The following is a 25,858-nucleotide window of genomic DNA, read 5'->3' on the forward strand; positions in this document are numbered from 1 at the left end:
TTTACACTCTGGTATTTGATTCACTCAATCAAATCGTCGCTGTGAAACGGTCACTCCAAGCAACTGGATCAATTGACCACGCGAGCAGTTGTGTCTGTTCGTCTCTCGAGATCGCACTTGTCGCAACTGCCGTTTCGAGTAACTCCGAAAAATTCAGTAGCGATGTCGCCTTCAGATTCGCTGCCGTTAAATTAGCTTGCAAACGACTCATGCCATAGGAGAAGATGGCTTGAATCTGCACGACTTCCGCCCCTGCCTGTTGCAAAGCTTCAGCCGCTTCAATCGATGATTTACCTGTCGATAACAAATCTTCGATGACAACGACGCGTTGGCCCGGTTTAATGCGCCCTTCGATTTGATTCCCTTTTCCATGTTGTTTGGCACTACCGCGGACATAGACCATCGGTAAGTTGAGTCGGTCCGCGACGAGCGCGGCGTGTGGAATACCCGCTGTCGCCGTCCCTGCGATGACGTCGACTTGTAACGATTTGACTTGCTGCGCCAATAAATCGGCAATCATCGAACGGACATCCGGACTCGACAATGTCAGACGATTATCACAGTAGATCGGTGAACGGAGTCCGCTCGCCCATGTGTACGGTTGACTCGGTGAAAGTGTGACGGCTTCGATTTCGAGTAATGCAGTCGCTAATTGATTCATTGTCGGATCCCCTTCCATTGTGCCAGTAAGTCTTCGTACATCGCTGCCGGGTCATCCGCCTGCGTGATGGCGCGTCCGATTACAAGATCCGTCGCTCCCGCATCGCGGGCAAATTCAACCGTTGCGATTCGTTTTTGATCATGCGCCGCTGTCCCTGCCGGTCGAATCCCCGGTGTGACGAGTTGAAATCCATCGCGGCAACCCGGCTTGATTTTTTCAACATCGAGTGCTGAACAGACAACTCCGTCTAAACCAGCTTGTTCGGCTAGTTGTGCATACGCGACGACGACGGTATCCAATTCCTCATGAATCAGTAATTGTTCGACCATCGCCTGATCCGTCGACGTCAATTGTGTCACGGCAATCAACCGGGTGCCCGCAGCTGTTTCGTCTAACCCTTCCCGTGCCGCACGCATCATTTCGAGTCCTCCCGCAGCATGAACGTTCGTCAACTCAACGCCGAGCTGACCGATGACGCGAAGGGTTCGTCGCGCCGTTTCCGGGATATCATGGACCTTCAAGTCTAAAAAGACGGCATGCCCCCGTTCGACCAATTGTCGGACGAACGCCGGCCCTTCGGCGTAATAGAGCTCCATGCCGACTTTGACGGCAGGTCGGACTGGACCGAATTTTTCTAAAAATCGAGTGACGTGTAATCCTGACGGAAAATCAAGCGCGATGTAAAGCTGATCCATAAGCGTTCCCCCTAATGTCTAAAATATGTTCGATCCCGAGTTCGTCCATCCGTTTCGGGAGTGCCGCAATCAACTCTTGGCAAATGAACGGATTGACGAAGTTCGCCGTCCCGACCGCTACAGCCGATGCACCGGCATAAATCATTTCCAGCACATCATCGACCTCCATGACGCCGCCCATCCCGATGATCGGAATCTCGACGACTTGTGCGACATCATGAATCATCCGGATTGCAACGGGTTTGATGGCGGGGCCAGATAGACCGCCAATCCGATTTGCAAGAATCGGTTGACCGGTCCGGACATCAATTCGCATCCCGACTAGCGTGTTGATCATCGTCAACCCGTCCGCTCCTGCCTGTTCGACGGCCTGTGCCATCTCGACGATTGACGTAACGTTCGGTGACAGTTTGACGTAGACGGGTTTATCCGACACTGCTTTGACGCGTCGCGTCAATTCCGCTGCCATCCGTGGGTCCGTTCCGAACTGCAGTCCGCCGGATTTGACGTTCGGACAAGAAATATTTAGCTCGATTGCTTTGACGACCGGATTTTGACTGATTAACCGGGTGACCGTTTCGTATTCTTCCGGTGTTGATCCGGCGACATTTGCAATGATTTCCGTGTCGAACTGGCTTAAGAACGGTAACTTCGTTTCGATGATGCCTTCGACGCCCGGGTTTTGCAATCCGATTGCGTTCAGCATTCCCATTCCGCTCTCCGCGACGCGCGGGGTTGGGTTTCCGTACCGCTCCTCGCCTGTCGCCGCCTTAATCATGATTCCACCAAGAACAGATAAATCGTAGAACTTGGCAAACTCTTCCCCGAAGCCGAAGCACCCGGATGCTGGCATAATTGGATTCTTCAAATTCAATCCCGGTAACGTGACCGCTAATCGATTCATAAAATCACCGCTTCCGCCCGAAAGACAGGACCATCGGAACATGTCTTCACGTAGTTTCCGTCCGGTGTCTTACAGACACAGGCGAAACAAGCACCAATCCCGCAACCCATCCGGTTTTCAATCGACAGGAAACGATCTTGAATCGGGACCGTCTGCAAGGAGCGTAACATCGGTTCCGGCCCACACGCGAGTAACGTATCGAACCGCTCTGGTGTCAGTGCCGCCGTCACAAATCCTTGAACACCCGCCGTCCCGTCGACCGTCGTAATCGTCGTCGGCCCGAGCTTTTTAAACGCCTCTTCGTAAAACACACTGTCTGCCGTATCAAACCCTAGAATCGCTTCACACGCCACCCCACGTTCGACGAGTTTACGCATCGTATAATACAGCGGCGGAACACCGATTCCCCCACCAACGAGGACAACGCGACTCGTTCGCTCAATCAAGTTCACCGGAAAACCGTTCCCGAGTGGTCCGAGGGCATCGACGAGATCTCCAGGCCGTAAGGAAGCGAGTTCTTTTGTTCCTTGACCAATCTCTTTGAATAAAAAAGTGATTAGATCGCCCTCGACATTCGCGATTGAAATCGGACGCCGTAATAACGGGCCGACGCGCAGGTGCATGAATCGACCCGGTTCAATCTTTTTTACCTCCGGCATCCGACAAATCAACTCTGTCGCATTAACTGCGACCTTCTTCGTTGAGACGACCGTTAGTAGTTCAATCATCGCGTCACCGCCTTTTTCATGTGCGTGAATGCTTGAATCGAACTCGCTTCGAATGAGAGACTCTCAATGACTCGGAGTAACGCTTCTGCCGTATCGAGAGATGTCAGACAGACGACATTGTTTTCTGCGGCTGCCCGGCGAATGATGAAACCATCTTTCGTCACTTGGGAGTCGCGACTCATCGTGTTGATGACATACTCGACTTCTGCTTTTTCGATTAAATCGAGCATTGACCCTTGATCGGAACCAATTTTTCCGACAACCTGGACGGCTAACTCATGTCCTGTCAAGAAGCTTGCTGTTCCGGCTGTTGCGAGCAATGTGAATCCGAGTGTTGCAAACCGCTTGGCGAGACCCAGCATTTCTTGTTTATCTTGATCAGCGACCGTCATCAAGATACGACCATGTTCAGGAATCGCCATTCCGGAAGCAAGCAATCCTTTATACAGTGCTTTCTCGAGCGTCCGGTCCGTTCCGATGACTTCACCGGTCGACTTCATTTCCGGTCCGAGTGACGGATCCACTTCCTTCAGTTTCGCGAATGAGAAGACCGGTACTTTGACGGACACGAGCTTCTCTTCCGGCAGGAGACCGCTTGTCAGTCCGTAAGACGCGAGTGTCTCACCTAAGATGACGTTCGTCGCGAGACGTGCGACCGGTAATCCCGTTACTTTTGAGATGAACGGTACAGTCCGACTCGCCCGCGGGTTGACTTCAAGCACATAGAGTTCCCCGTCAGCGAAGACGAACTGGATGTTGAGCAATCCTTTGATGCGGAATGCTTTTGCGATACGCGTCGTGTAATCAACGATTTGATCTTTGATTGCTTGCGCGACACGTTGCGGGGGATACACCCCGATCGAGTCCCCGGAATGTACTCCCGCACGTTCGATGTGCTCCATGATACCCGGGATGATGACATCTTCACCGTCGCAAATCGCATCCACTTCAAGCTCCATTCCCGTCAAGTAACGGTCGACGAGGACCGGTCGTTCCGGCGAGGCGATGACGGCATGTTTCATATAATGTTCGAGCTCTTGTTGCCCGTAGACGATTTCCATTGCACGTCCACCGAGGACATAAGACGGACGGACGAGGACAGGATAGCCGAGACCCGCTGCCGCTGCCGTCGCTTCTTCGACCGTGACCGCTGTTTTTCCGGGCGGTTGTGGAATCTCAAGTTTTGTCAAAGCGGCTTCGAATTGTTTCCGGTCTTCTGCCATATCAAGATCTTCTAACGCCGTTCCGAGAATCTTGACCCCTTCGTCAGCGAGCGACTCAGCTAAGTTGATGGCAGTTTGCCCGCCGAACTGGACGATGACGCCGATCGGTTGTTCATTTCGGATGACTTCGAGAACATCTTCCGTCGTCAGTGGTTCAAAGTAGAGCCGGTCCGAAATCGAGAAGTCCGTCGAGACCGTTTCCGGGTTGTTGTTGACGATGATCGCTTCATAACCCGCTTCGCGAATCGCTTGAATCGAGTGGACCGTCGCATAGTCGAATTCGACACCTTGTCCAATTCGGATCGGCCCGGAACCCAGTACGAGAATCGACGGGCGTGTCGTCGGTGCCGCTTCATTTTCGACTTCATACGTTCCGTAGTAATACGGTGTATCGGAAGCGAACTCTGCTGCACACGTATCGACCATCTTGTAGACGGGATGAATCTGTTCTTGATTTCGCGTATGACGAATCACGGTCTCACTTTTCTTCGTGATCCGGCCAATCATCGCATCGCTGAAGCCGTAACGTTTTGCGTGTAATAAACGCTCGCGTGTCAGCTCTTCGCGTGCCAACTCCTGTTCAATCCGGAAGATATGGTGTAACTTCTCTAAAAACAGCCGGTCGATGCTGGTCCATTCGTGAATTTGTTCGACCGAATAACCCCGCTCGATTCCCGCGTAAAGGGCGAATAGCCGTTCATCCGTTGCTTTGACGATGTACTGGTTGAGTGTCACTTCATCCATGTCGAGAAAACGGTCCATCCGGAGATCCGACATCCCGATTTCGAGCGAGCGGACTGCCTTCAGCAAGGCTTCTTCCATCGTCCGTCCCATCGCCATGACTTCACCTGTCGCCTTCATTTGCGTCCCGAGCGTCCGGTCTGCCGATTCGAACTTATCAAACGGCCAGCGCGGAATCTTCGCGACGACATAGTCGAGTGCCGGTTCAAACGAGGCAAAACTCGTTTCCGTGATCGGGTTCTTCAGTTCCGATAAGGCATAACCGACAGCAATTTTTGCCGCAAGTTTTGCAATCGGGTAGCCTGTCGCCTTCGACGCCAAGGCCGACGAGCGTGAAACGCGCGGGTTCACTTCGATGACATAGTAGTCGAAACTATGCGGATCAAGTGCAAACTGGATGTTACATCCGCCTTCGATGCCAAGGGCACGGATGATGTCGAGTGAAACATTTCGCATCATTTGATAATCGCGGTCGGACAGTGTCTGGGTTGGTGCAAAGACAATCGAGTCGCCCGTATGGACGCCGACCGGGTCAAAGTTTTCCATCGCACAGACGATGATCGCTTGGTTCGTCGCGTCACGCATGACTTCGAACTCAACTTCTTTCATCCCGGCAATTGATTTCTCGAGCAATACTTGGTTCGCCGGACTCGCTTTGATACCGCCCTCGACGATTCGGACGAACTCGTCCATCGTCTCAGCAATCCCGCCGCCTGTACCACCGAGTGTGTAAGCCGGTCGAATGATGATCGGCAGACCGATTTTCGCGCAAAATTGTTCCGCTTCTTCTACTGTATGAACGATTTCACTCTCCGGGACACCGTGTCCCAGTCTGAACATCAATTTTCTGAACAAATCACGATCTTCTGCCTCTTCAATCGCGGACAGTTTCGTTCCGAGCAGTTCGACACCATATTCAGCCAAAACGCCGAGTCGGTCGAGTTCGACCGCTAGATTCAATCCAGTCTGCCCACCGAGTGTCGCAAGCAAGGCATCCGGACGTTCCTTGCGGATGATCCGGGACACGAACTCCGCTTGGAGCGGTTCGATGTAAACCCGGTCCGCGACAGTCGGGTCTGTCATGATCGTTGCGGGGTTCGAGTTCACGAGGATGACTTCGTAACCTTCTTCCTTGAGTGCTTGGCACGCTTGGGTTCCGGCATAATCAAACTCTGCTGCTTGTCCGATGACGATTGGACCTGATCCGATAACGAGAATCTTCTGGATATCTTGACGTTTAGGCATGAGTGACCTCCTGTTGGTTCGTGATTTCTGTTAAAAACTGATCGAATAAATCATTGGCATCCATTGGACCGGGTGATGCTTCCGGATGATATTGAACAGAGAAGACAGGTTCCGTCCGGTGTCTGACACCTTCGACCGTCCCATCATTGATCGCGACGTGTGTGACGATTAACTCGAATCCCTTCAGTGACTGTTCGTCGACGGCGTAGCCATGATTTTGTGAGGTGATGCTGACGTGACCGGTTTGAAGATCTTGAACCGGGTGATTGGCACCGCGATGACCGAACGGTAACTTGAACGTATCGGCGCCGTGCGCAAGCGCAATCAATTGATGACCGAGACAAATGCCGAAGATGACGATTTTCCCTGTCAGCTCTTGAATCAATGGAATCGCTGTTGGAACGTCTTTCGGATTCCCGGGACCGTTCGATAACATCATGCCGTCCGGTTTATAACGTAAGACTTCCTTCGCCGTAACATTGTACGGTACGACGACAACTTCGCAACCGCGGCGGACGAGTTCACGGACGATGCCGAGCTTTGCACCAAAGTCGACGAGGACAATCCGCGGACCGGCACCCGGGATGATGTACGCCCGTTCCGTCGAAGCACGTTGCACCTGATCCGTTGCGAGTGGCATGTTGTGCAAACGGTCTAATTGGTCGGCGAGATTAAATTCACCATCGACGAGCAATCCCCGCATGACGCCTTTTGATCGTAAGTGGCGCGTCAGTTGACGTGTATCGACGCCGGTTAAGCCCGGAATATCGAATTCTTCTAAGGCCTCTGCTAACGACGATTGGGAGCGGAAGTTCGACGGAGTATGGCAGACTTCACGGACGATGAGTGCTTTCGCAAGTGGTCGCGTCGTTTCGTAATCTTCCCGGTTGATGCCATAGTTCCCGATCAAGGGATTCGTCAAGACGATCATCTGGTCACAATAGGATGGATCAGATAACATTTCCTGGTATCCCGTCATTCCTGTCTGGAAGACGACCTCCCCCATCGTGACGCGTGTTGCGCCAAATGCTGTCCCTTCGAACGTCATACCATCTTCTAAAATGAGTGTCCGTTTAGACATGTGCCGTTTCCCCCTTGAATACGATTTTTCCACCGACGAGTGTCATGACCGGGTATCCTGTCAGTAACTGCCCCGCGAACGGTGTATTTTTTCCTTTTGAATAAAAGCGTTCTGGTTCAACCGGTCGGACGGTCTCTAAATCAAGCAACACGAGATCTGCCGGTGCCCCGACTTCCAAGCGACCATACGGTAAGTCGAACAAGGCGGCCGGCTTGCGTGCCAAGGCATCGACTAAGTCGCTTAGCGTCATCTGGTTCGTTTGAACAAGTTTCGTATAAAGTAGTGGAAAGGCTGTCTCGAAGCCCGTAATTCCAAATGGTGCCCGCTCGATGCCGAGCGCTTTTTCATCGGCTGCGTGCGGCGCATGATCCGTTGCGATACAATCAATCGTGCCATCGCGTAACCCTTCGAGCAGTGCCGCCCGGTCTGCCTTACTCCGAAGGGGCGGATTCATTTTAAAGTTCGGATCCTGCCCCTCGATGTCATCTTCCGTCAGGACGAGATGGTGCGGTGTCACTTCTGCCGTGACACGGATTCCTGCCCGTTTGGCGTCACGAATGACCCGGACTGATTCTTTTGTCGAGACATGACAGACATGATAATGGCAGCCGGTCGCTTCTGCGATTAAGACGTCGCGCGCGATGTGGATACTTTCCGCTAGTGACGGAATCCCCTGCAGTCCTTCCCGTTCACTATACGCACCTTCATGGACACAGCCGGCTTTCAACGTATCGTCCTCACAATGGGCGACGACCGCCTTCCCGAGTTTCGCGGCGCGTCGCATCGCTTCCCGCATGACGGCGGCACTTTGAACGCCGACGCCGTCATCTGTAAACGCAAAGGCATCCGTTAATTCTTCAAACGCGACGAGTTCCTGTCCTAGCTGATTTTTTGAAATCGCCGCATAAGGCAAAACCCGGACAGACGCCGTTTCTTCGATTTTCTTGAACAAGGCTTCTAACGTCTCGCGGTCATCCGGAACAGGACGCGTATTCGGCATCGGACAGATTGTCGTGAATCCGCCGGCTGCGGCTGCGGCCGTACCTGTTGCAATCGTTTCTTTATGTTCGCCACCCGGTTCGCGGAGATGGACATGAATATCGACGAAGCCTGGTGCTAACAAGCGGTTACTTGCATCGATGACTTGCTCGTCCGCCCGCGGCGCAGCATCGAGATCCGTAATCAAGCCATCCTCGATGCGAATGCTTGATTGTTGCAATTGTCCGTTTTGATACCATGTTGCGTGATCGATACGTAGTGTCATATTAAATCTCTCCTTCAGTTGAGTTAGGATGAAACGCACGTTCTAAAATCGCCATTCGGGCGAACACACCATTTTTCATCTGCTCGAAGATTCGTGACTGGGTATGTTCGACCAGTTCGTCCGCAATCTCGATTCCGCGATTGACGGGTGCCGGGTGTAAGATGATTGCTTCCGGTCGGACCCGCCGCATCCGGTCGAGTGTCAAACCATATTGTTCGTGATACGTTTCTTCGAGCTCCATCGCCTGACTGTGCCGTTCCTGCTGAACCCGGAGTAACATGATGATGTCACTTTGCTCGATTGCCTCGTCAATCGGGACATAGGCAATCCCCATCGTCTCGTCAAACCATTCCGATGGACCGGAACCGATGACGGTCGCCCCGAGCCGTTGCAACACGTCCGCGTTCGACCGGGCGACCCGGCTGTGTCGCAGGTCACCACAGATGACAACCGTTTTGCCGTGAATATGACCGAATTCAGCGAACATCGTCATTAAATCGAGTAAAGACTGGGATGGATGTTGACCACTCCCATCGCCCGCATTGATGACCGGAATCGTCAACTGCTCAATCAGCGCGTGGTAATAACCTGTCTCGTGATGGCGGATGACAAGTGCTTCGACCCCGAGTGCCTCGAGTGTTTTACATGTATCGAGTAACGTTTCCCCTTTTTGGACGGACGATGTCGTCGTCTCAAACGGCAGGACATGCATTCCTAAGCGATGTTCCGCCATCTCGAATGAACAACGTGTCCGTGTCGAATTTTCAAAGAACAGGTTGGCGATCGTTTTATTCGCAAAGGTATTTGACGGTTGTCCATGTTTCAATTCAAGCGCCCGCTCAATCAACTGCTCGATTTCTAGAACCGAGAGCTGGTCGAGACTGACGAAATCGGGACTCACTGGTTGGGTTTTCATCTCGTTCACTCCTTTTTCGGCCGCAAAAAAGCGCACCTTCTGATGTGAAGGTGCGCTGAAGAAAGCAGATGAACATCTGCGATCTACAAGGGCCTCCACTTTATCGTCCTCTCGGGAACGTCTTAAAAGTCGTTAGCTGCTCGTTTCGGTTGTAAAGGTGTTTCTTCGATGTCGACTTCTTCCTGTGCCGCCTTCGGTAAAATCAAGTTCAAGACAACTCCGAGGATGGTGGCGAGCGCCATTCCTTCTAACGAGAAGTTCCCCACTTTCAAAGCTGCACCGCCGATGCCGATGACCAAGATGACGGCCGTGATCGTCAAGTTTCGTTTATCTGCTAAATCGACCTTACTTTCGACGATCGTCCGGAGACCGTTCGAGGCGATGACCCCGAACAAGAGGATGCTGATGCCGCCCATGACGGGTGTCGGAATCGTTTTAATGAAGCCTTCGACGTATCCAAGGAATCCGAAGCTGATTGCAAGTAATGCTGCGCCACCGAGGACAAACACGCTGTAGACACGCGTAATCGCCATGACACCGTTGTTTTCGCCGTATGTCGTGACAGGTGGTCCACCGAGCATCGAAGCGACTGTTTTGGCAATCCCGTCTCCAAGCACTGTCCGGTGCATTCCCGGATCAAGGAGCGTCTCGCGCCCAATGATGCGGGAAGTGACCTTTTGTTCACCGATATGTTCCGTCAGCGTGACGAGTGTGACCGGGACGATCAAGGCGAGTGCTGCCCAGTTCAAGGTCGGTGAATAGTCGAGGAACGGAATCGTAAAGTCAGGTAGATGGAAGAATGTTGCTTCGCGCAGTGGTGCGAAATCAACGATCCCGCTAATTGCTGCGACGAGGTATCCGGCGAGAATACCGAACAAAATCGGCACCGTACTCCACATGCCTTTAAAGTACGTCATCGCGAGGAGCGTAACAGCGAGCGTCGTCAAGGCGACGAAGAAGAACAAGCCGTTATATGTGCCATCCGCTCCGTTCATTGCCATGCTGACAGCCGTTGGGGCAAGCGATAGACCGATGACCATGATGACTGGACCGATGACGACCGGCGGAAGCAGTTTCATCAACCAGGAGACACCTGTGTACGTGATGATCAAGGAGACGAGTCCGTAGACAAGTCCAGCGACCATCCCGCCGACAAGTGCATCTTCGACACCCCAGCGTTCGCTGACGGCGATGATTGGGACGATGTAGGCAAAACTAGAACCAAGGTATGTGGGGACTTTGAAACGGGTGACGGCGAGGAAAATCAACGTGCCGACTCCGCTCGCGACGAGTGCGACAGATGTGTTTAATCCCGTAAGTAACGGAACGAGCACGGTCGCACCAAACATCGCGAAGACATGTTGGAGGCTGAGCATCAGCCATTGAAGAGGATGTTTCGGTAATTCACGGACTTCAAGAATTGCTTTATGTTTTGACATGAGAGCATCTCCCTTTCTGGTCTCTCTGGACCACGTTAAAGGTATTTTTGATTTAACGTTTAATGAATACTTGATCAGCATCGTCGACTTCTGATAAGGCGACGACGACTTGTTCTTCGCGTGACGTCGGAACGTTCTTGCCGATGAAATCTGGTCGAATCGGGAGTTCCCGGTGACCTCGGTCAACAAGGACAGCTAACTGAATCATGCTTGGTCGACCATGATCGACGAGTGCGTCCATTGCCGCGCGGACCGTCCGTCCCGTGTACAGGACATCATCGACGAGCACAACGATTTTTCCTGTGACGTCTTCCGGCATCTCGGACCCTTTGATTTCCGGCTCGAGGCTTTTCTTCGAGAGATCATCGCGGTACATCGAGATGTCGACGACACCGAGTAACACGGCTTTTCCTTCAATCTCTTCAATCCGCCGGGCAAGGCGTCTCGCAAGTGTTTCGCCCCGCGTCTTGATACCGACGATCATCAATTCTTCAATCCCTTTGTTGCGCTCGATGATTTCATGGGCGATTCGTGTTAAGGCACGACTGATTGCCGCTTCATCTAAAATGATGGCTGGTTTCATGGCTTCTCCTTTCATAAAAAAACCTCCTGCTTAATCGGCAGGAGGTTGTTGAAGACAGATGTGTACATAGCAAAGCCATGTGTTTACACGCGTTACGGTGTCTCCCTTTCGTAGCCTCTCCGGACTCGATTAAAGGTGTTCTAATTTTGTAGGATCGTCACGCGGACGACCGATTTGGTGAGGCTGATGTCTCGCATCGCTCTCTAGGTGTTACTCTACCGTTTTATTAGAAAAACGTCAAGACTCTAATTCAAGTTTTTTCAACTGACTGATCTCAAACGTCATCTCTTCCGGGAGTGGTGCTTCGAACGTCAACCATTCGCCGGTCCGTGGATGTTCAAATCCGAGAACCGCTGCGTGGAGTGCTTGACCATTCATCTTCATCGTCTTCCGCGGTCCATATTTCGGGTCACCTGCGAGCGGGAATCCGATATAGCGCATGTGGACACGAATTTGGTGAGTCCGTCCTGTTTCGAGTTTACACTCAACGACCGTAAAGCCTTCATACCGATCGAGGACACGGAAATGCGTGACCGCTGCTTTTGAGTTTTTGTCCGTGACCGTCATCCGTTGACGGTCATTTTTATCACGGCCGACCGGTGCTTCAATCGTTCCGAGTTCATGGGGAATCTCGCCATGGACAAGCGCGATATAAAGACGTTCCGTCGTCTTATCTTTTAATTGTTGCGCAAGCGATTCATGGGCTAAATCATTTTTAGCGACCATCAAGAGACCTGATGTATCTTTATCGATCCGGTGAACGATCCCTGGTCGTTTGACCCCATTGATGCCTGAGAGGTCTTGGCAGTGATGAAGCAACGCATTAACGAGTGTTCCTGACACATGTCCTGCTGCCGGGTGGACGACCATGCCTTTTGGTTTATTGATGACGATGACATCGCTGTCTTCGTAAACGACATCTAGCGGAATGTCTTCCGGTAAGATTTCGAGTTCGACGGCTTCCGGGATATGCACGGTGATGCTTTCCGTTCCCGTCATCTTATAGTTCGGTTTCACGATGCGTCCGTCTACTTCGACGTGCCCCGCCTTTAACCAGTCTTGCACTTGCGAACGCGACCACTCTTGTTGTTCAGCCAACCATTTATCGATTCGCCCTGTCGCGCCTTTTGCTTCGACCGTCCATACTTGTTGTTCATTCATTAATCAATCGTTCCCTTCTTCGTCAAACGCTCTTCGAACATGACGCTAATCAGCATCAAAATCACTCCAAATGTCAAGCAGACGTCTGCGACATTAAAGATCGGAAAATTATAGCCGAACGGATAAAAGTGTAAGAAATCAACGACTTCCCCACGCGCCATCCGGTCAATAAAATTTCCGATCGCTCCACTCAGTAGTAAAGCGACACTCCAAGCAAATACTTTGTTTTTTGTTCCTTCTTTGTACAGAAAATAAATCAGACCAACAACGACGAGAACCGTCACGATGAAGAAGAAGCCGAATTTTCCTTCAAGCATTCCCCATGCCGCTCCACGGTTGCGGTATGAATTGAGATAAAAGAAATTTGGAATGACTTCAATCGCTTGACCAATCGTCATCTGCTGAACGACGATCCATTTCGTCAATTGATCCACTCCTACGAGTAAAGCAGCAATCACTAAGTAAAGCCACATCCTGTTTTCCCCCACATCAAAAATAATGAGGGGTAGCTACGAAGTCGCAGTAGCCGCCCCTCCCCTTATTCATTATAAAGAATTGACGACCGCAGTACAACGAGGACAAAGTGTCGGATGAGCCGGATCTTGACCAAGTTCAGTCGAATATGTCCAGCAACGTTCACATTTCTCGCCGTCCGCTTTCAAAACAGTGATTGCTGTCGTCTCATAGTTACGTTCTGCCGAGTCGACAAAATCGATGTGTGAGACTTGAAGCAGTTGTTCAAGATGGTCGATTGTCGCAAGCAAGTTCTTCGTCGCTTCGTTCGGTGCGAGCTCGAGTTTGGCTTCGAGCGTTTTCCCGACGAGCTTCTCTGCCCGTGCTTCTTCAAGCGCCTTCAAGACATCATCGCGGAAGACGAGGAACGCGTTCCATTTCGCGATCAGTGCAAGTCCTTCTTCCGATACGTCGACTGCTTCCGGTAAATCCGTCAAGAAGATACTTGCCGTCTCGACACCAGGAACGAATTCCCATGCTTCGTCTGCCGTATGCGGTAAGACAGGTGCCATCAATTGTAACAATGTCACGACGGTATCATACATGACCGTTTGAACGGCACGACGCGCCGGTGCATCTGCTTGTTCGATATACAAGATGTCTTTCGTGTAGTCGAGGTAGAACGAAGACAGGTCAAGGACACAGAAGTTATGCAACAGTTGGTAAACTGCCATGAAATCATACGCATCATAGGCTTTTTTGACTTTACCGACTAATTGATCGAGCTTCGTCCGCATGAAACGGTCTGCTTCCGGTAAATCTTCAAACGCAACACGATGTGCCGTGTGATCGAATTGATCCAAGTTCCCGAGCAGGAAACGGACCGTGTTCCGGATTTTACGGTATGATTCTGAAACTTGTTTAAAGTTGTCCATCGATGCCCGGACATCTGACTGATAATCGACTGACGCAACCCACAGACGAAGAATCTCAGCACCGAATTGTTGCATGATTTGGATTGGGGCAATCGTATTCCCGATTGACTTCGACATCTTCCGTCCTTGACCGTCTAATACGAAACCATGACTGACGACTGCTTTATACGGTGCTTTTCCCGTTGTCGCAACAGCTGTCGAAAGCGACGAGTTGAACCAGCCACGGTATTGGTCTGAACCTTCGAGGTAAAGATCAGCCGGACGCTCTAGTTCTGGACGCGTCGCCAGCACACCGGCATGTGACGAGCCGGAATCGAACCAGACATCCATGATGTCTGTTTCTTTTTTGAACTGACCATTCGGACTTGCCGGGTGCGTAAAGCCTTCCGGCAATAAGTCGATTGCTTCGCGTTCATACCAGACGTTCGAACCGTGCTCTGCGAACAAGTTCGCGATATGGTCGATTGTTTCCGGTGTAACAATTTCTGTTCCGTCTTCTGCATAGAAGATTGGAAGGGGCACGCCCCATGCACGTTGACGCGAGATGACCCAGTCGCCACGATCTTTAAACATGTTGTGAAGACGTGTTTCTCCCCATGCCGGTACCCACTGCACATCTTTGATTTCGTCAAGGATTTCCGCACGGAAGTCTTTAATCGACGCGAACCATTGTGGTGTTGCCCGGAAGATGACCGGTTTTTTCGTCCGCCAGTCGTGCGGATACGAGTGTTTGATGAACGATAGTTTCAACAATGCGCCCGCTTTTTCTAACGCAAGACCGACTTCTTTATTCGCATCTTCATAGAACATGCCTTCGAATCCTGGTGCTTCCGCCGTCATGACCCCTTTATCATCGACCGGGCAGAGGACATCGAGTCCGTATGCTTGTCCGATGCGATAGTCATCTTCCCCGTGTCCAGGTGCCGTATGCACGACGCCGGTCGCTTCCGCCGTAACATGATCACCGAGCATGACGAGTGATTCACGGTCATAGAGCGGGTGTTTGGCTTTCATGTATTCGAAATCTGCTCCATTGAAGACACGACCGACTGTCGCGTCTTCCCATCCGAGTGCCTCGATGACTTCAGGAACAAGCGCCTCTGCGACGATATAACCTTTTCCTTCGTACTCGATCCGGGCATACGTGAGTTCCGCACTGACAGAGATTCCGAGGTTTGCAGGAATCGTCCACGGCGTCGTCGTCCAGATGACGAAGTGATCGGTTGGCTCTAAGATGTTATTTCCTTCTAAGACAGGGAACGCAACATAGATGGCAGCAGAACGTTTATCATGGTATTCGATTTCGGCTTCTGCCAGTGCCGACTCAGAAGAAGGTGACCAGTAGACTGGTTTTTTTCCTTTATAGATATAGCCTTTGTTCGCCATGTCACCGAAGAGGCGAATTTGCGCCGCTTCAAATTCCGGTTGGAGCGTGATGTATGGATTATCATAATCACCGAGAACACCTAAACGCTTAAACTGTTCACGCTGATGATCGACTTGTTCGAGCGCATATTTCGCACACAACTCACGGAACTCAGCGACCGACATCGTCTTCCGATCGACACCTGATTTTTGGAGCGCTGTTTCAATCGGTAAACCGTGTGTATCCCAACCCGGTACGTACGGTGAACGGAAACCATTCATCGATTTGTAACGGACGACGATATCTTTTAAGACTTTGTTTAATCCGTGCCCCATGTGGATATCACCGTTTGCGTATGGTGGTCCATCATGAAGGATGAAGGTTGGTTTCCCAGCATTTTTTTCTTGAACTGCTTGATATAAGTTCATCTCGTTCCAACGTGCCTGCATGTCCGGCTCACGTTTCGGCAAGTTACCTCGCATTAGAAATTCAGTTTTCATCATCAGTAATGTATCTTTGTACTCCATCTGGCATTCCCTCACTTCTTTTAATTTAACATACAAAAAAAGCCAAACACATCCCTGGTATAGGGACGAGCTTGGCTTGAACTCGCGGTACCACCCTACTAGTAGTTCAACCGTACGAACTACCACTTAAGAGCCCGATAACGGGGGCGAATCGGTGCGACTTACTTAATGGTTCAGTCTCACACTCGAAGGGGATATCCATTCTCACTTACTGTTCGGGCTCACACCAGTCCCCGATTCGCTTGCAGCAGTCTGATTAAGACGTGTCCTTGTCATTGATTTAAGTTATATGACATCGTCGTCATTATACGCAACTGCCGGAATCTCGTCAAGCGCACCACGGGTCGAACTATCAAACGCGTCCCAATCATGGCTTGCCAATAACTCCATCTGCGCATCGATCAAGACTTTAAAACGATTACGGTACAATTCGATTTTCTTACGCATCTGTTCGACTTCAAAGTCTGTCCGTTGCGCTCGACGCTGTGCGGAATCTTGCAGTTGTTCCGCTTCACGCTCGGCTTGTTTTAAAATCAAGCTTGCTTCTTTCGTCGCATTGGCCTTGACTTCTTCTCCTGCTTCTTGGGCAACGATGATTGACTTGTTTAACGTCTCTTCCATCGAACTGAAGTAATCGACACGCGATTGCATGTTTTGAATCACTTCTTGCTGTTGACGGTTTTCCCGCAACAACATTTCAAAATCCTTGATGACTTGATCAAGAAATTCGTTGACCTCATCCTCGTCATAGCCGCGAAACTTACGTGTAAATTCCTTATTATGAATATCAAGTGGCGTCAATGGCATGATGAAATCCTCCTCAGCATTTTTTAACCTTTTAATAATCCGTACTGTAATTTAATCCGGTCGCGTTTCGTCGACCCTAAAATAGCCGTCAATTTGACGCGGCCTGTTCCACGGAGCGAAAGCAAATCGCCTTCTTCAAGCATGAAGCTTGGATCTTCGACGATTTTATAATTCACTTTACTTTCCCCTTGTTTAATCAAACTCTGTGCTTTTTGTCTCGAAAAACCAAGCACTTCGCTGACGACAGTATCAAAGCGGAGCGAACTGACGAATCCAAGTTCTTCTTGCCATTCCTGTTCTTTGATCTTCAATTGGTCTTCTAGTTCGACGCGAGATAAACGAATTTTCGTTTTCCCTGCCCGCTCGACGTTGACTTCGATATAAGAAGCAACGTCTTCTGCGACTGCGAACTGAACGACTTGATCTTGAATGACGACGTCACCGAACTTGCCGCGTTTCAGACCGACGTTTAAGAGCGTACCTGTTACTTGTCGATGCGATAGTTCAACGAATTTTGTAGGATAATGAATACGATAGATGGCAATATCAAAGTCGCTCGCATCAAGTTCGTAGTAATCAGGCGCAATTAGTGCCCGCTGTCGCTCTGCCCCTTCGAAACCGCCCTCAAAAAAGAGGGCATATTTCGTTCCGACGAGTTCGCGTGTGATTTGCTGTTCGCGTGGGTCAAGAAAATCTGTCAGTTTAAACGTATAGGTCGCTTCGACATGATCGATCCAGTTTAAGACAAGATCGACGAACTCCCGCTCATGTCCGCGATAGTGATCATAGACGCTCATTAGAAGAAGATTGCTCGAATGCCTGACTGTGCTAAGTTCAACACTAAAAAGGCAACGATTGGTGAGATGTCAAGCATACCTCCGATGGGCGGGATGATCCGTCGGAAAGGCGCGAGGAACGGTTCGACTAACATCGCTAATACTTGTCCGAATCTTGACTCTCGTGCGTTCGGGAACCATGAAAGTAAAATATAAGCAATCATGACATAGCTATAATATTGAAGTAACGTGCTCAATGTACGCCCAATCGCGTACATAACTTGTGAATCCATGTTTACCACCCCTTATGATTGATATCATCTTCTCCAAGTAGATTTGAAATACTACCCGCGAGCTCGACGTTGTTCGGCACACAGAGGAGCGTGTTTTGACTGATTGTCGTAATCGTACCATCGAGTGCAAAGACGACGCCTGAAAGAAAATTAATCATTTGCCGTGATTGATCTTTTGACATGCGTTGCATATTAACGATGACCGCACGATTTTGACGGAGATGCTCCCCAATTTCTTGTGCTTCATTGAAGACACGCGGCTCACTTAAAATGACTTGTGATTTTGCTTTTTTCGTATGAATCGGAACGATATTCGATTGACGCACAGGGTCCTCCTTTTGAGTAACACTCGGGGTAGATTCCTCGTAGTACTCTTCATACTCTTGCTCTGCAGTACCTCTACCTTTATTTATTGTAGCATCATTTTCATATTCAAGTTCGTCTAAATCGTCTGTGTTCCCAAGAAACAGATGTTGCATTTTCGATTTGAATCCCATTTCGATTCTCCTTTCAACTTCTTCTACGTTTTATGATTGGACGAGGACCGTTCCGATTCTGACGTGTGTCGCCCCTTCTTCAATCGCAATTTCATAATCAGACGACATCCCCATCGATAATTCCGTACAGGGAGCGTAAGACAGGTTTCGTGCTGCTACTTCGTCTCGTAAGACGCGTAAAGCGCGGAAAACGGACCGCACTTCCTCTTGATTTTCTGTCAATGGTGCCATCGTCATGAGTCCAATCACACGAACTTTTGGATATTGACCGATTTCATGTAGAAAGGAATGGATGTCTTCTGCGGAAATACCTTGTTTCGAAGCTTCACCCGAGACATTGACTTGAACAAAACAATCGATAGGACGTTTTGCACGTTTATTGATTTCTTCCGCTAAATGCAAACGATCGAGTGAGTGAAGCACATCGATTTGATCGATGATTTGACGTACTTTTCGCGACTGCAGTGTCCCGATGAAGTGCCACTCACAGGCTTCACGCCCAAGTGCTGCTTGTTTTTCTGACAAACCCTCCGGACGATTTTCACCTAGCGCCGTTATACCTGCTTCTAACAGCTCAGAGGCAACTTGACTTGAAACTGATTTCGTCACGCCAATCAGTTGTACCTGCTTTTTTTGAAAACTCTTTTCACTCGCTTGTTGCATCTTTTGTTGGACAAGTTGAACATTTTCATTAATCGACATGTAATGACTCCTTTACGATCAAGCTCGCGAAACGACCTTGGTGGTCCCCATGACGGTAAGAGAAATAGTCATCTGCTTGGCAGTGCGTACAAATTCCTGCATCAATGATGTCACCTAATCCACTTCGCTCTGCTAATGCAGCATTCGTCTGCTGAAGCGAAAGCATCGCTTTTCCGTTTTCTTTTATTGTGTAGGGCGTATCTTCAAGACCAAGCCCGTCAATCGCTTCAAGGACGGGTTGGTCGACCTCATAACAACATTCACGAATCGAGGGTCCGATGACCATTTGAATCGAGGAACGGTCTGCCCCCGCCGCTTCCATTCGGGCGACAGTCGCTTCAACGATATTCGCGACTGTTCCACGCCATCCGGCATGCGTATTCGCAATAATTCCTGTCGTCGGATCACAAAACACGAGCGGTACACAATCCGCGAATAACATGGCGAGTAATACATTTGCATCCGTCGTCACCAATCCATCTGTACCCTCGATCGTTGTTCCATAATCCAGTGCGCCTCGTCCAGAATCTAGCGTCGTCACTTGTTCGACATGGTTCCCGTGAACCTGTTCTGCCCAAACTGAATTTTCGAGCGATAAATCAAGTTGACGGGCGATGACTTGCCGGTTTTGAATGACACCATCGCGATCGTCATTGACATGCAATCCAAGATTGCCAATACCATGCGGCGCTGAAAATTTTGTAGTGAATGCCGCACGCACTGTACCGGTCGGTGTATCCCACTTTATCCATTGACCAAACATCATTTCACATCCCTTTCAAAAAAGAGGTGCCGCTTACGCGACACCTCTTTGTCTAGCAGTCGTGTCTTGGAAAAAATCGATTAACGATTGTTCCGACGAAGGAATGATGGAATGTCCATCGTTTCTTCAACATCTGACCCTTTTGCTGGTTCTGGATTCGAGCTGACAGGTGTCTCTTCGACTTGTGGTTTCGGCTCCTCAGTCGCAGCAGGAGTTGGAGTCGCCTGCTTTTTCTTGAGTAAGTTTTTCATCATTTCTTGAGCAGATGGAATCTCGAAATCGAGTGGCTCGTTTTCGAATTCTGTTGCGATGACGGTAACGATGATTTCATCTTCTAAGTTATCGTTGATAACAGAACCGAAAATCAAGTTTACTTCTTCATCTGCTGCACTTTGAACGATTTGAGCAGCTTCCGTTACTTCATATAGACTGAGGTTCGCACTACCTGTGATGTTCATTAAGACACCTTTTGCACCTTCAATCGATGTTTCAAGCAATGGACTTGAAATGGCTTTCTTCGCAGCTTCCGTTGCACGGTGTTCGCCTGTCGCAACACCAACGCCCATCAAGGCAGATCCTTTTTCAGTCATGATTGTCTTAACGTCTGCAAAGTCTAAGTTGATTAAACCAGGGACAGCGATTAAGTCTGTGATCCCTTGAACCCCTTGACGAAGCACATTATCCGCTTCTTTGAATGCTTCGAGCATCGGCGTGTTACGATCAACGATTTCAAGTAATTTATCATTCGGAATGACGATTAACGTATCGACTTTTTCTTTAAAGTTTTGCACACCCGATACAGCGTGTTGCATCCGTTTGCGTCCTTCAAACATGAACGGTTTCGTTACGACACCGACAGTCAATGCGCCGATTTCTTTTGAAATTTCAGCGATGACTGGCGCAGCACCAGTTCCTGTCCCGCCACCCATACCTGCAGTAACGAAGACCATATCAGCACCTGACAAAATCTCTGTCAACTGTTCACGGCTTTCTTCTGCCGCTTTCTTACCGATTTCTGGATTCGCACCTGCACCTAAACCGCGTGTCAGCTTTGCACCGAGTTGGAGCTTCACATCTGCCTGCGACATGTTGAGTGCTTGTGCATCTGTATTGACGGCGATGAATTCTACGCCTTGTACACCATGTTCAATCATTCGGTTGACGGCGTTTGAACCACCGCCACCTACGCCGATGACCTTAATTTTAGCTACTTGGTCCATCATTTCATCAAAATGCAACATAAAAGGGGCCCCCTAATTTTTTATACTCATTGTATTTTAGTCATTAACCAAAAAACTTTTCAAAGAAACTACTGAATGATTTACGCTCTTTTGGAGGTTGTTCCTGTTGCGTTCGTTCTTCGCGTACTGGAGACGGTGTCGGGTTCGTAAGCAATTGTTCTTGTTCACGATTTTGCGCCACGACTTCCTTCTCGTCCGCACGATCAAATCCTGATTTCGAAACCGTACTTCTTGAGAGTACATAGCGTAACATGCCGGCTGCCACAGCGTACTTCGGATTACGAATGCCTAAGCTGGCCGGTTGGTAGACGTTGACGTTCTGGTTGAAAATCCGTTTCCCTAGCTGATCGATTCCAGGAAGCGAAGAACTTCCACCGCAGAGAATGATGCCACTATTCATTTGTGGATGGCCAGCCTGCGTCATCCGTTTTTGAATCATCTCGAAGATTTCTTCGAGGCGTGCCTCTAAAACGAAACCGATCTCAGGTTGCGGCTCAAAACGATGCTCCCCATTAATCGTTACGTAGGATACCTTTTCTTCAGGATCCCCTAACGATTCAAGCGCCACTCCGTATTCTTCCTTCGCAAGTTTTGCATCTTGGTACTTACAATTCATCTTATACGTTAAGTCACGTGTCAGATGATCGCCACCATAAGGTAACGTCGTCGAGTAAACGAGATCGTTTTTTTCATAAATCGACAATGTTGTCGTCTCATGTCCAATATCGATGATGCCGACGCCAAGCTCCAGTTCATCGATTGATGCCGCGATTCTTGAAACAGCTAAGCTTTCAAGTACGTATCCTGCAAGCTCTAGACCAGCCCGTTCGATTGAACGTTTAATGCTATGTAGGATCGTCTTCGCTCCAATGATCAACTTCCCTGTCACTTCTAGACGATAACCGATCATACCACGTGGATCCGTGATTTCTGTTTGTTGGTCGACCGTAAACGTTTTCGGTAGTACATCGACAACACTTAATTCGTTCGGAATGCGCATGACCATTGCGGAGTGTAAGACGTCTTTGACGTCGTCATCCGTAATTTCATTGTCTTCGCCTTTAATTGAAGTCATCCCTTGACAATCCTTGACTTGAATGTGTTCTCCAGAAATTGCTACATATACTTCACCAATCGGTTCACCGAGTGTCCGTTCCACTTCAGCGACCGCTTGTTTAATGGCATTGACTGTTTGGTCGATATCGACGATGACGCCACGTTTGACACCGGCAGATGGTGCAGAACCCTCCGCTAACACGTTCAGTGTCCCACCGAGTAGTTCACCGACGATGAGTTTCACTTCCGATGTTCCAATGTCTAGTGCGGCAATCGTACCTTTCGTTTCCATGGGAGTGACACCTCCACTTTCATAATACTCATACTGATTGTCCCTATATATATTCAGGAAACAAGATAAACTTCTTCTCGTTTAAGTCTACACTATATAAAACCCTACGAAAAGAAGTTATTGTCTAACTTACCCATCTAATAGATTACGATTTGATGACGATACGCCTACTTATTTACTAATGAAAACAAACGTTTGTCAATCTGCTGACTCATGACTAGGAATTTTCTATTTTTTTACTTTATATGGTTTGAAATAGATTCCCCCGTCAATCGTGATCGTCCCTGTTTTTCCTTTTGGTAAGGCTGAAATCACTTTGACATATTCATTCAACGAGTTAGAAAAAGCTGAAGTACTCAATAAGACGGTATTGCCATCCGTCATGAATAACTTCAATCCCCCTTTATCGGTTTTATCGTTTGCAACGATTTCCGAAATCCGACTCCGAACTTTTGGTTCGATTTTGACGAGTTCCTTCGTCAACCGTTCAAGGGACTGATCTGTAAAGCCTGTTAAAATCGGTGCATCGAACAATTCTTCCTTCGACTTTCCAGGGATGATTGTTCCATCTGCTAAGACGATTCGGTCTCCGGGTTGATCTTTCGCGTAAGCAATTTCTTTTTCCTCCACGACATTAACTTGATAGTTATGGAGAAAACTCTGTGTCATAGTTGCTTCCCGTATACCTGGTACATCTTCGATTCGCTCTAGCACAGCTTCTTCTGACACATTGAAAGCATGTGTCTCCTTCACCTTCATCCGTGACGCCTGAATGATGTCTTCTTCTTTGACATTGACGACACCGTCAATCTCAAGTGTCGCTACCCGCGAATAACTGGACTGAAGATAAAATACGACAGCAATCAATAGACCGATCAGGATGAGGACATAGATTAAACGTCGGTTTGCTTTCTTCCGGCGTTGTTCACGGATATAAGGAATCTTATCTTCTAGACTACTGACAGTGGCATCCGTATCTTTTACCGGTTGTCGCTCCTTCACGTTCATTCCTCCTCTACTTGATTAATTTCAGTTCCTTATCGGTCTATTCCTGCAACTGTTTAGTTTTTTTGTTGAATCAAGCGATTCAACTCGTCCACTAAATCACTCGATGCATTCGGCATCCCTAAAGCGAATGCGGCCTGCGACATCGCTTCTTGATTCGCAATCGCCGTTTTACAAGCATCGAATAACGTTTCTCCTGTCAGTTCAGCTTCTCGGACGAGCAAGCTTGCTCCTGTTTCGACGAGGGACGAGGCATTTACTTCTTGATGGTTTTCTGTGACGTATGGACTCGGAATGAGAATGCTCGGTAATCCGAGCGTCGTCAATTCCGCTAACGTGCTCGCACCCGAACGTGAAATGACGAGTTGACTCGCCTTTAAGATATTCGGTAAATCATAGACAAACGGACGTAACTGAATACGCTCCGGGACCGTTCCGATTTGGCGAGTAATCTCTTCAAAATGAACTTGACCTGTCACGAACAACATCGACCAATCCATCTGAATGAACTTCGGCATCATCTCGATGATTGCTTGGTTGATTGCTGGCGCTCCACGACTTCCACCGTAAACGACGACTAACGGGCGCCCTTCTTCAAAACCATAACGTTGCCGTTCAATGACCGGGTCGACTTGCAAATCAGCTACTTCGGAAGCCCGGGGATTACCGATTAAAACGGTTTTCGCTTCGTTTTTACCGAAATGGTGACCTGATCCTTTAAACGATAACGCGACACGATCGACGTACCGAGCAAGGAACTTATTCGTAATACCAGGTAAACTGTTTTGCTCATGGACGAGTGTTTTATACCCCATCTTCGCTGCTGTATAAAGGACCGGTCCACAAACGAAACCACCTGTCCCGACCACGATGTCGGGGTTGAACTTTCGCAACATTTTCCGGACACGGGTCACGCTCTTTAAGAAACGGATTCCCGTCTTAACGTTTTCAAATGATAATGAACGGCGAATACCTGAAATCTCAATCGATTCAAAGGGAATTCCTGCGCGTCGGACGATATCTGCTTCTAGCCCATTTTCCGTTCCGATGTATAGCACTTCACACGGCATCCGTCGCTCGATTTCGCGGATCATCGCGAGCGCCGGATAAATATGCCCTCCGGTTCCACCACCTGATACGACGATTCTCATTTAGCATCTCCTCCAATCGATTCGACGGCGCGAACAAAATGTTCGCCACGTTCTTCATACGTCTTATATTGATCCCAGCTCGCTGACGCAGGCGATAATAAGATGATATCCCCGGCTTGTGAGACATCAAATGCTGCCTGTACTGCTTGCGCCATATCGCTGACGACCGTTGCATCAATCTTTTCTTGACGTGCCAGTTCCGCAAAACGTGGTCCCGTCTCGCCCAAACCGACGACATGCTTGACTTGTGTCATCGACTCTACGAGTGGTGTTAAATCAGCACCGCGTTCTAGTCCGCCACATAACCAAATGATTGGAGCTTTAAAACCGGATAGTGCTGCTTCCGTCGCTACGTTGTTCGTCGCTTTCGAATCATTGTAGACTTTACGTCCCTTGAATTCGCCAATGTACTCTGTACGATGCGCGACGCCACCGAATGTCCGTAAGACGTCCTGCACCGCTTGTAACGGAATATTGAATGGTTCTACTAACGTCAATGCTACTAAGACGTTCTCTAGATTGTGTCCCCCACCTAAAGCCAGTTCAGCGGCCGGTAAGATCGGCGTTTCACCAACCATAATCATGTCCTGCTCGACACGAGCATAAGCTGGACTCTTACGTGAAAAACGCAACCGCTCTGCTTTTGCCTGATCACTTAAGCGCATGACGACATCATCGTCTGCATTGACGACAAGGCGGTCATTCGCATCCATGTTACGGAAAATTCGTGCTTTCGCTTCCGCGTAGGATTCAAGATCACCATGATAGTCAAGATGAGCCGCTGATAAGTTTAAGAAAGCCGCACTCATTGGTTTAAAGGCGTGCATTCCCATCAGTTGGAAACTCGAAAGTTCAATCACGATGATTGCATCATCTTCCGCTTCTTTCGCAATCTCAATCGCCGGGAAGCCGATGTTTCCCGCCAAGTGTACCGGACGCGTCTGCTGTTTCAATAATTCGTGGACAAGCGTCGTCGTCGTCGTCTTCCCGTTTGACCCTGTAATCGCTACCCATTGCGCATTCGTCGCATGATAGCCGAGCTCGACTTCCGTCCAGATTGGAATCTGTCGCACCAGTGCTTCTTGCAAGAGCGGAATCTGATACGGAATCCCTGGATTTTTGACGATGAGCTCTACTCCTTCAAGTAACGTGAGCGGATGCTCGCCGAAAGTCGTTTTGACACCGAGTTTCAGCAAAGTATCTTGATCTGTTCCCGAGGGTGTCCCACCGTCGTTCACCGTCACATCTGCCCCTGCTTCGACCAAATACTTAGCCGCTGCGATACCACTTTTAGCCGTTCCGAGCACTAAGACCTTTTTGTTGACCCAATCAGACTTCTTCATCTTAAAATCG

At 49.3% G+C, this 25,858-nt stretch carries 24 protein-coding genes and 1 other annotated feature; all 24 genes read right to left on the reverse strand.

The features are described from left to right. Nucleotides 1-28 precede the first annotated feature (28 nt). The gene (gene pyrE, locus KNP96_RS01165) at nucleotides 29-661 is read right to left on the reverse strand and encodes an orotate phosphoribosyltransferase (RefSeq protein WP_088837413.1); all 633 of its coding nucleotides are present in this window, start codon (nucleotides 659-661) and stop codon (nucleotides 29-31) included. Continuing rightward, the gene (pyrF, locus tag KNP96_RS01170) at nucleotides 658-1,356 is read right to left on the reverse strand and encodes an orotidine-5'-phosphate decarboxylase (RefSeq protein WP_214768627.1); all 699 of its coding nucleotides are present in this window, start codon (nucleotides 1,354-1,356) and stop codon (nucleotides 658-660) included. The genes pyrE and pyrF overlap by 4 nt, the downstream gene beginning before the upstream one ends. Beyond that, the gene (locus tag KNP96_RS01175; RefSeq protein WP_088837415.1) at nucleotides 1,331-2,260 is read right to left on the reverse strand and encodes a dihydroorotate dehydrogenase; all 930 of its coding nucleotides are present in this window, start codon (nucleotides 2,258-2,260) and stop codon (nucleotides 1,331-1,333) included. Before KNP96_RS01175 ends, pyrF begins: the two co-directional genes overlap by 26 nt. After that, a complete protein-coding gene (locus KNP96_RS01180; RefSeq protein WP_214768629.1) occupies nucleotides 2,257-2,988 on the reverse strand; it encodes a dihydroorotate dehydrogenase electron transfer subunit in 732 nt (243 codons plus the stop codon). Before KNP96_RS01180 ends, KNP96_RS01175 begins: the two co-directional genes overlap by 4 nt. Next, on the reverse strand, nucleotides 2,985-6,197 hold the full coding sequence (gene carB / locus KNP96_RS01185; RefSeq protein WP_214768631.1) for a carbamoyl-phosphate synthase large subunit: 3,213 nt from the start codon (nucleotides 6,195-6,197) through the stop codon (nucleotides 2,985-2,987). The genes KNP96_RS01180 and carB overlap by 4 nt, the downstream gene beginning before the upstream one ends. Then, nucleotides 6,190-7,278, reverse strand: coding sequence for a carbamoyl phosphate synthase small subunit (locus tag KNP96_RS01190; protein ID WP_214768633.1), 1,089 nt, complete (start codon nucleotides 7,276-7,278; stop codon nucleotides 6,190-6,192). The genes carB and KNP96_RS01190 overlap by 8 nt, the downstream gene beginning before the upstream one ends. Further along, a complete protein-coding gene (locus tag KNP96_RS01195; protein WP_214768634.1) occupies nucleotides 7,271-8,542 on the reverse strand; it encodes a dihydroorotase in 1,272 nt (423 codons plus the stop codon). The genes KNP96_RS01190 and KNP96_RS01195 overlap by 8 nt, the downstream gene beginning before the upstream one ends. Before the next feature lies 1 nt (nucleotide 8,543). Continuing rightward, nucleotides 8,544-9,458 (reverse strand): aspartate carbamoyltransferase catalytic subunit, encoded by a 915-nt coding sequence (locus tag KNP96_RS01200; RefSeq protein ID WP_214768635.1) that lies wholly within the window; start codon nucleotides 9,456-9,458, stop codon nucleotides 8,544-8,546. A 122-nt stretch (nucleotides 9,459-9,580) separates the two neighbouring features. After that, nucleotides 9,581-10,897: a uracil-xanthine permease family protein gene (locus KNP96_RS01205; RefSeq protein WP_214768636.1), complete on the reverse strand. Its 1,317-nt coding sequence runs from the start codon at nucleotides 10,895-10,897 to the stop codon at nucleotides 9,581-9,583. Nucleotides 10,898-10,949: 52 nt separating this feature from the next. Then, nucleotides 10,950-11,480 (reverse strand): bifunctional pyr operon transcriptional regulator/uracil phosphoribosyltransferase PyrR, encoded by a 531-nt coding sequence (gene pyrR / locus KNP96_RS01210; RefSeq protein ID WP_029330897.1) that lies wholly within the window; start codon nucleotides 11,478-11,480, stop codon nucleotides 10,950-10,952. A 237-nt stretch (nucleotides 11,481-11,717) separates the two neighbouring features. Continuing rightward, nucleotides 11,718-12,641, reverse strand: a complete 924-nt coding sequence (locus tag KNP96_RS01215) for an RluA family pseudouridine synthase (protein WP_088837422.1) — start codon at nucleotides 12,639-12,641, stop codon at nucleotides 11,718-11,720. Next, nucleotides 12,641-13,114 (reverse strand): signal peptidase II, encoded by a 474-nt coding sequence (gene lspA / locus KNP96_RS01220; protein WP_088837423.1) that lies wholly within the window; start codon nucleotides 13,112-13,114, stop codon nucleotides 12,641-12,643. Before lspA ends, KNP96_RS01215 begins: the two co-directional genes overlap by 1 nt. A 72-nt stretch (nucleotides 13,115-13,186) precedes the next feature. Beyond that, a complete protein-coding gene (gene ileS / locus KNP96_RS01225; RefSeq protein ID WP_088837424.1) occupies nucleotides 13,187-15,922 on the reverse strand; it encodes an isoleucine--tRNA ligase in 2,736 nt (911 codons plus the stop codon). A gap of 58 nt (nucleotides 15,923-15,980) precedes the next feature. Further along, nucleotides 15,981-16,207 (reverse strand) — a binding site (T-box leader). After that, the gene (locus KNP96_RS01230; protein ID WP_088837425.1) at nucleotides 16,208-16,729 is read right to left on the reverse strand and encodes a DivIVA domain-containing protein; all 522 of its coding nucleotides are present in this window, start codon (nucleotides 16,727-16,729) and stop codon (nucleotides 16,208-16,210) included. 23 nt (nucleotides 16,730-16,752) lie between these two features. Beyond that, a complete protein-coding gene (locus KNP96_RS01235; RefSeq protein ID WP_214768637.1) occupies nucleotides 16,753-17,526 on the reverse strand; it encodes a YlmH family RNA-binding protein in 774 nt (257 codons plus the stop codon). Next, nucleotides 17,526-17,798: a YggT family protein gene (locus KNP96_RS01240; RefSeq protein WP_088837426.1), complete on the reverse strand. Its 273-nt coding sequence runs from the start codon at nucleotides 17,796-17,798 to the stop codon at nucleotides 17,526-17,528. The genes KNP96_RS01235 and KNP96_RS01240 overlap by 1 nt, the downstream gene beginning before the upstream one ends. Nucleotides 17,799-17,800: 2 nt before the next feature. Then, nucleotides 17,801-18,295, reverse strand: coding sequence for a cell division protein SepF (locus KNP96_RS01245; protein ID WP_029330904.1), 495 nt, complete (start codon nucleotides 18,293-18,295; stop codon nucleotides 17,801-17,803). A 30-nt stretch (nucleotides 18,296-18,325) separates the two neighbouring features. Next, nucleotides 18,326-18,997, reverse strand: coding sequence for a YggS family pyridoxal phosphate-dependent enzyme (locus tag KNP96_RS01250; protein WP_088837427.1), 672 nt, complete (start codon nucleotides 18,995-18,997; stop codon nucleotides 18,326-18,328). Further along, nucleotides 18,987-19,760 carry a peptidoglycan editing factor PgeF gene (gene pgeF, locus KNP96_RS01255; RefSeq protein ID WP_088837428.1) on the reverse strand — a complete coding sequence of 258 codons (774 nt, stop codon included), beginning with the start codon at nucleotides 19,758-19,760 and terminating at the stop codon, nucleotides 18,987-18,989. Before pgeF ends, KNP96_RS01250 begins: the two co-directional genes overlap by 11 nt. 80 nt (nucleotides 19,761-19,840) lie before the next feature. Beyond that, nucleotides 19,841-21,001, reverse strand: coding sequence for a cell division protein FtsZ (gene ftsZ, locus KNP96_RS01260; protein WP_029330907.1), 1,161 nt, complete (start codon nucleotides 20,999-21,001; stop codon nucleotides 19,841-19,843). Nucleotides 21,002-21,044: 43 nt separating this feature from the next. After that, nucleotides 21,045-22,349 carry a cell division protein FtsA gene (gene ftsA / locus KNP96_RS01265; RefSeq protein ID WP_214765220.1) on the reverse strand — a complete coding sequence of 435 codons (1,305 nt, stop codon included), beginning with the start codon at nucleotides 22,347-22,349 and terminating at the stop codon, nucleotides 21,045-21,047. Nucleotides 22,350-22,577: 228 nt separating this feature from the next. After that, nucleotides 22,578-23,351 (reverse strand): cell division protein FtsQ/DivIB, encoded by a 774-nt coding sequence (locus tag KNP96_RS01270; RefSeq protein ID WP_088837430.1) that lies wholly within the window; start codon nucleotides 23,349-23,351, stop codon nucleotides 22,578-22,580. Nucleotides 23,352-23,410: 59 nt separating this feature from the next. Further along, the gene (gene murG / locus KNP96_RS01275) at nucleotides 23,411-24,505 is read right to left on the reverse strand and encodes an undecaprenyldiphospho-muramoylpentapeptide beta-N-acetylglucosaminyltransferase (protein WP_088837431.1); all 1,095 of its coding nucleotides are present in this window, start codon (nucleotides 24,503-24,505) and stop codon (nucleotides 23,411-23,413) included. Then, entirely contained in the window at nucleotides 24,502-25,848 is a 1,347-nt protein-coding gene (gene murD, locus KNP96_RS01280; protein WP_214768639.1) for a UDP-N-acetylmuramoyl-L-alanine--D-glutamate ligase, read from the reverse strand. Before murD ends, murG begins: the two co-directional genes overlap by 4 nt. Between the last annotated feature and the right edge of the window lie 10 nt (nucleotides 25,849-25,858).

This window comes from Exiguobacterium sp. s133 (assembly GCF_018618595.1).
GTDB lineage: Bacteria > Bacillota > Bacilli > Exiguobacteriales > Exiguobacteriaceae > Exiguobacterium_A > Exiguobacterium_A oxidotolerans.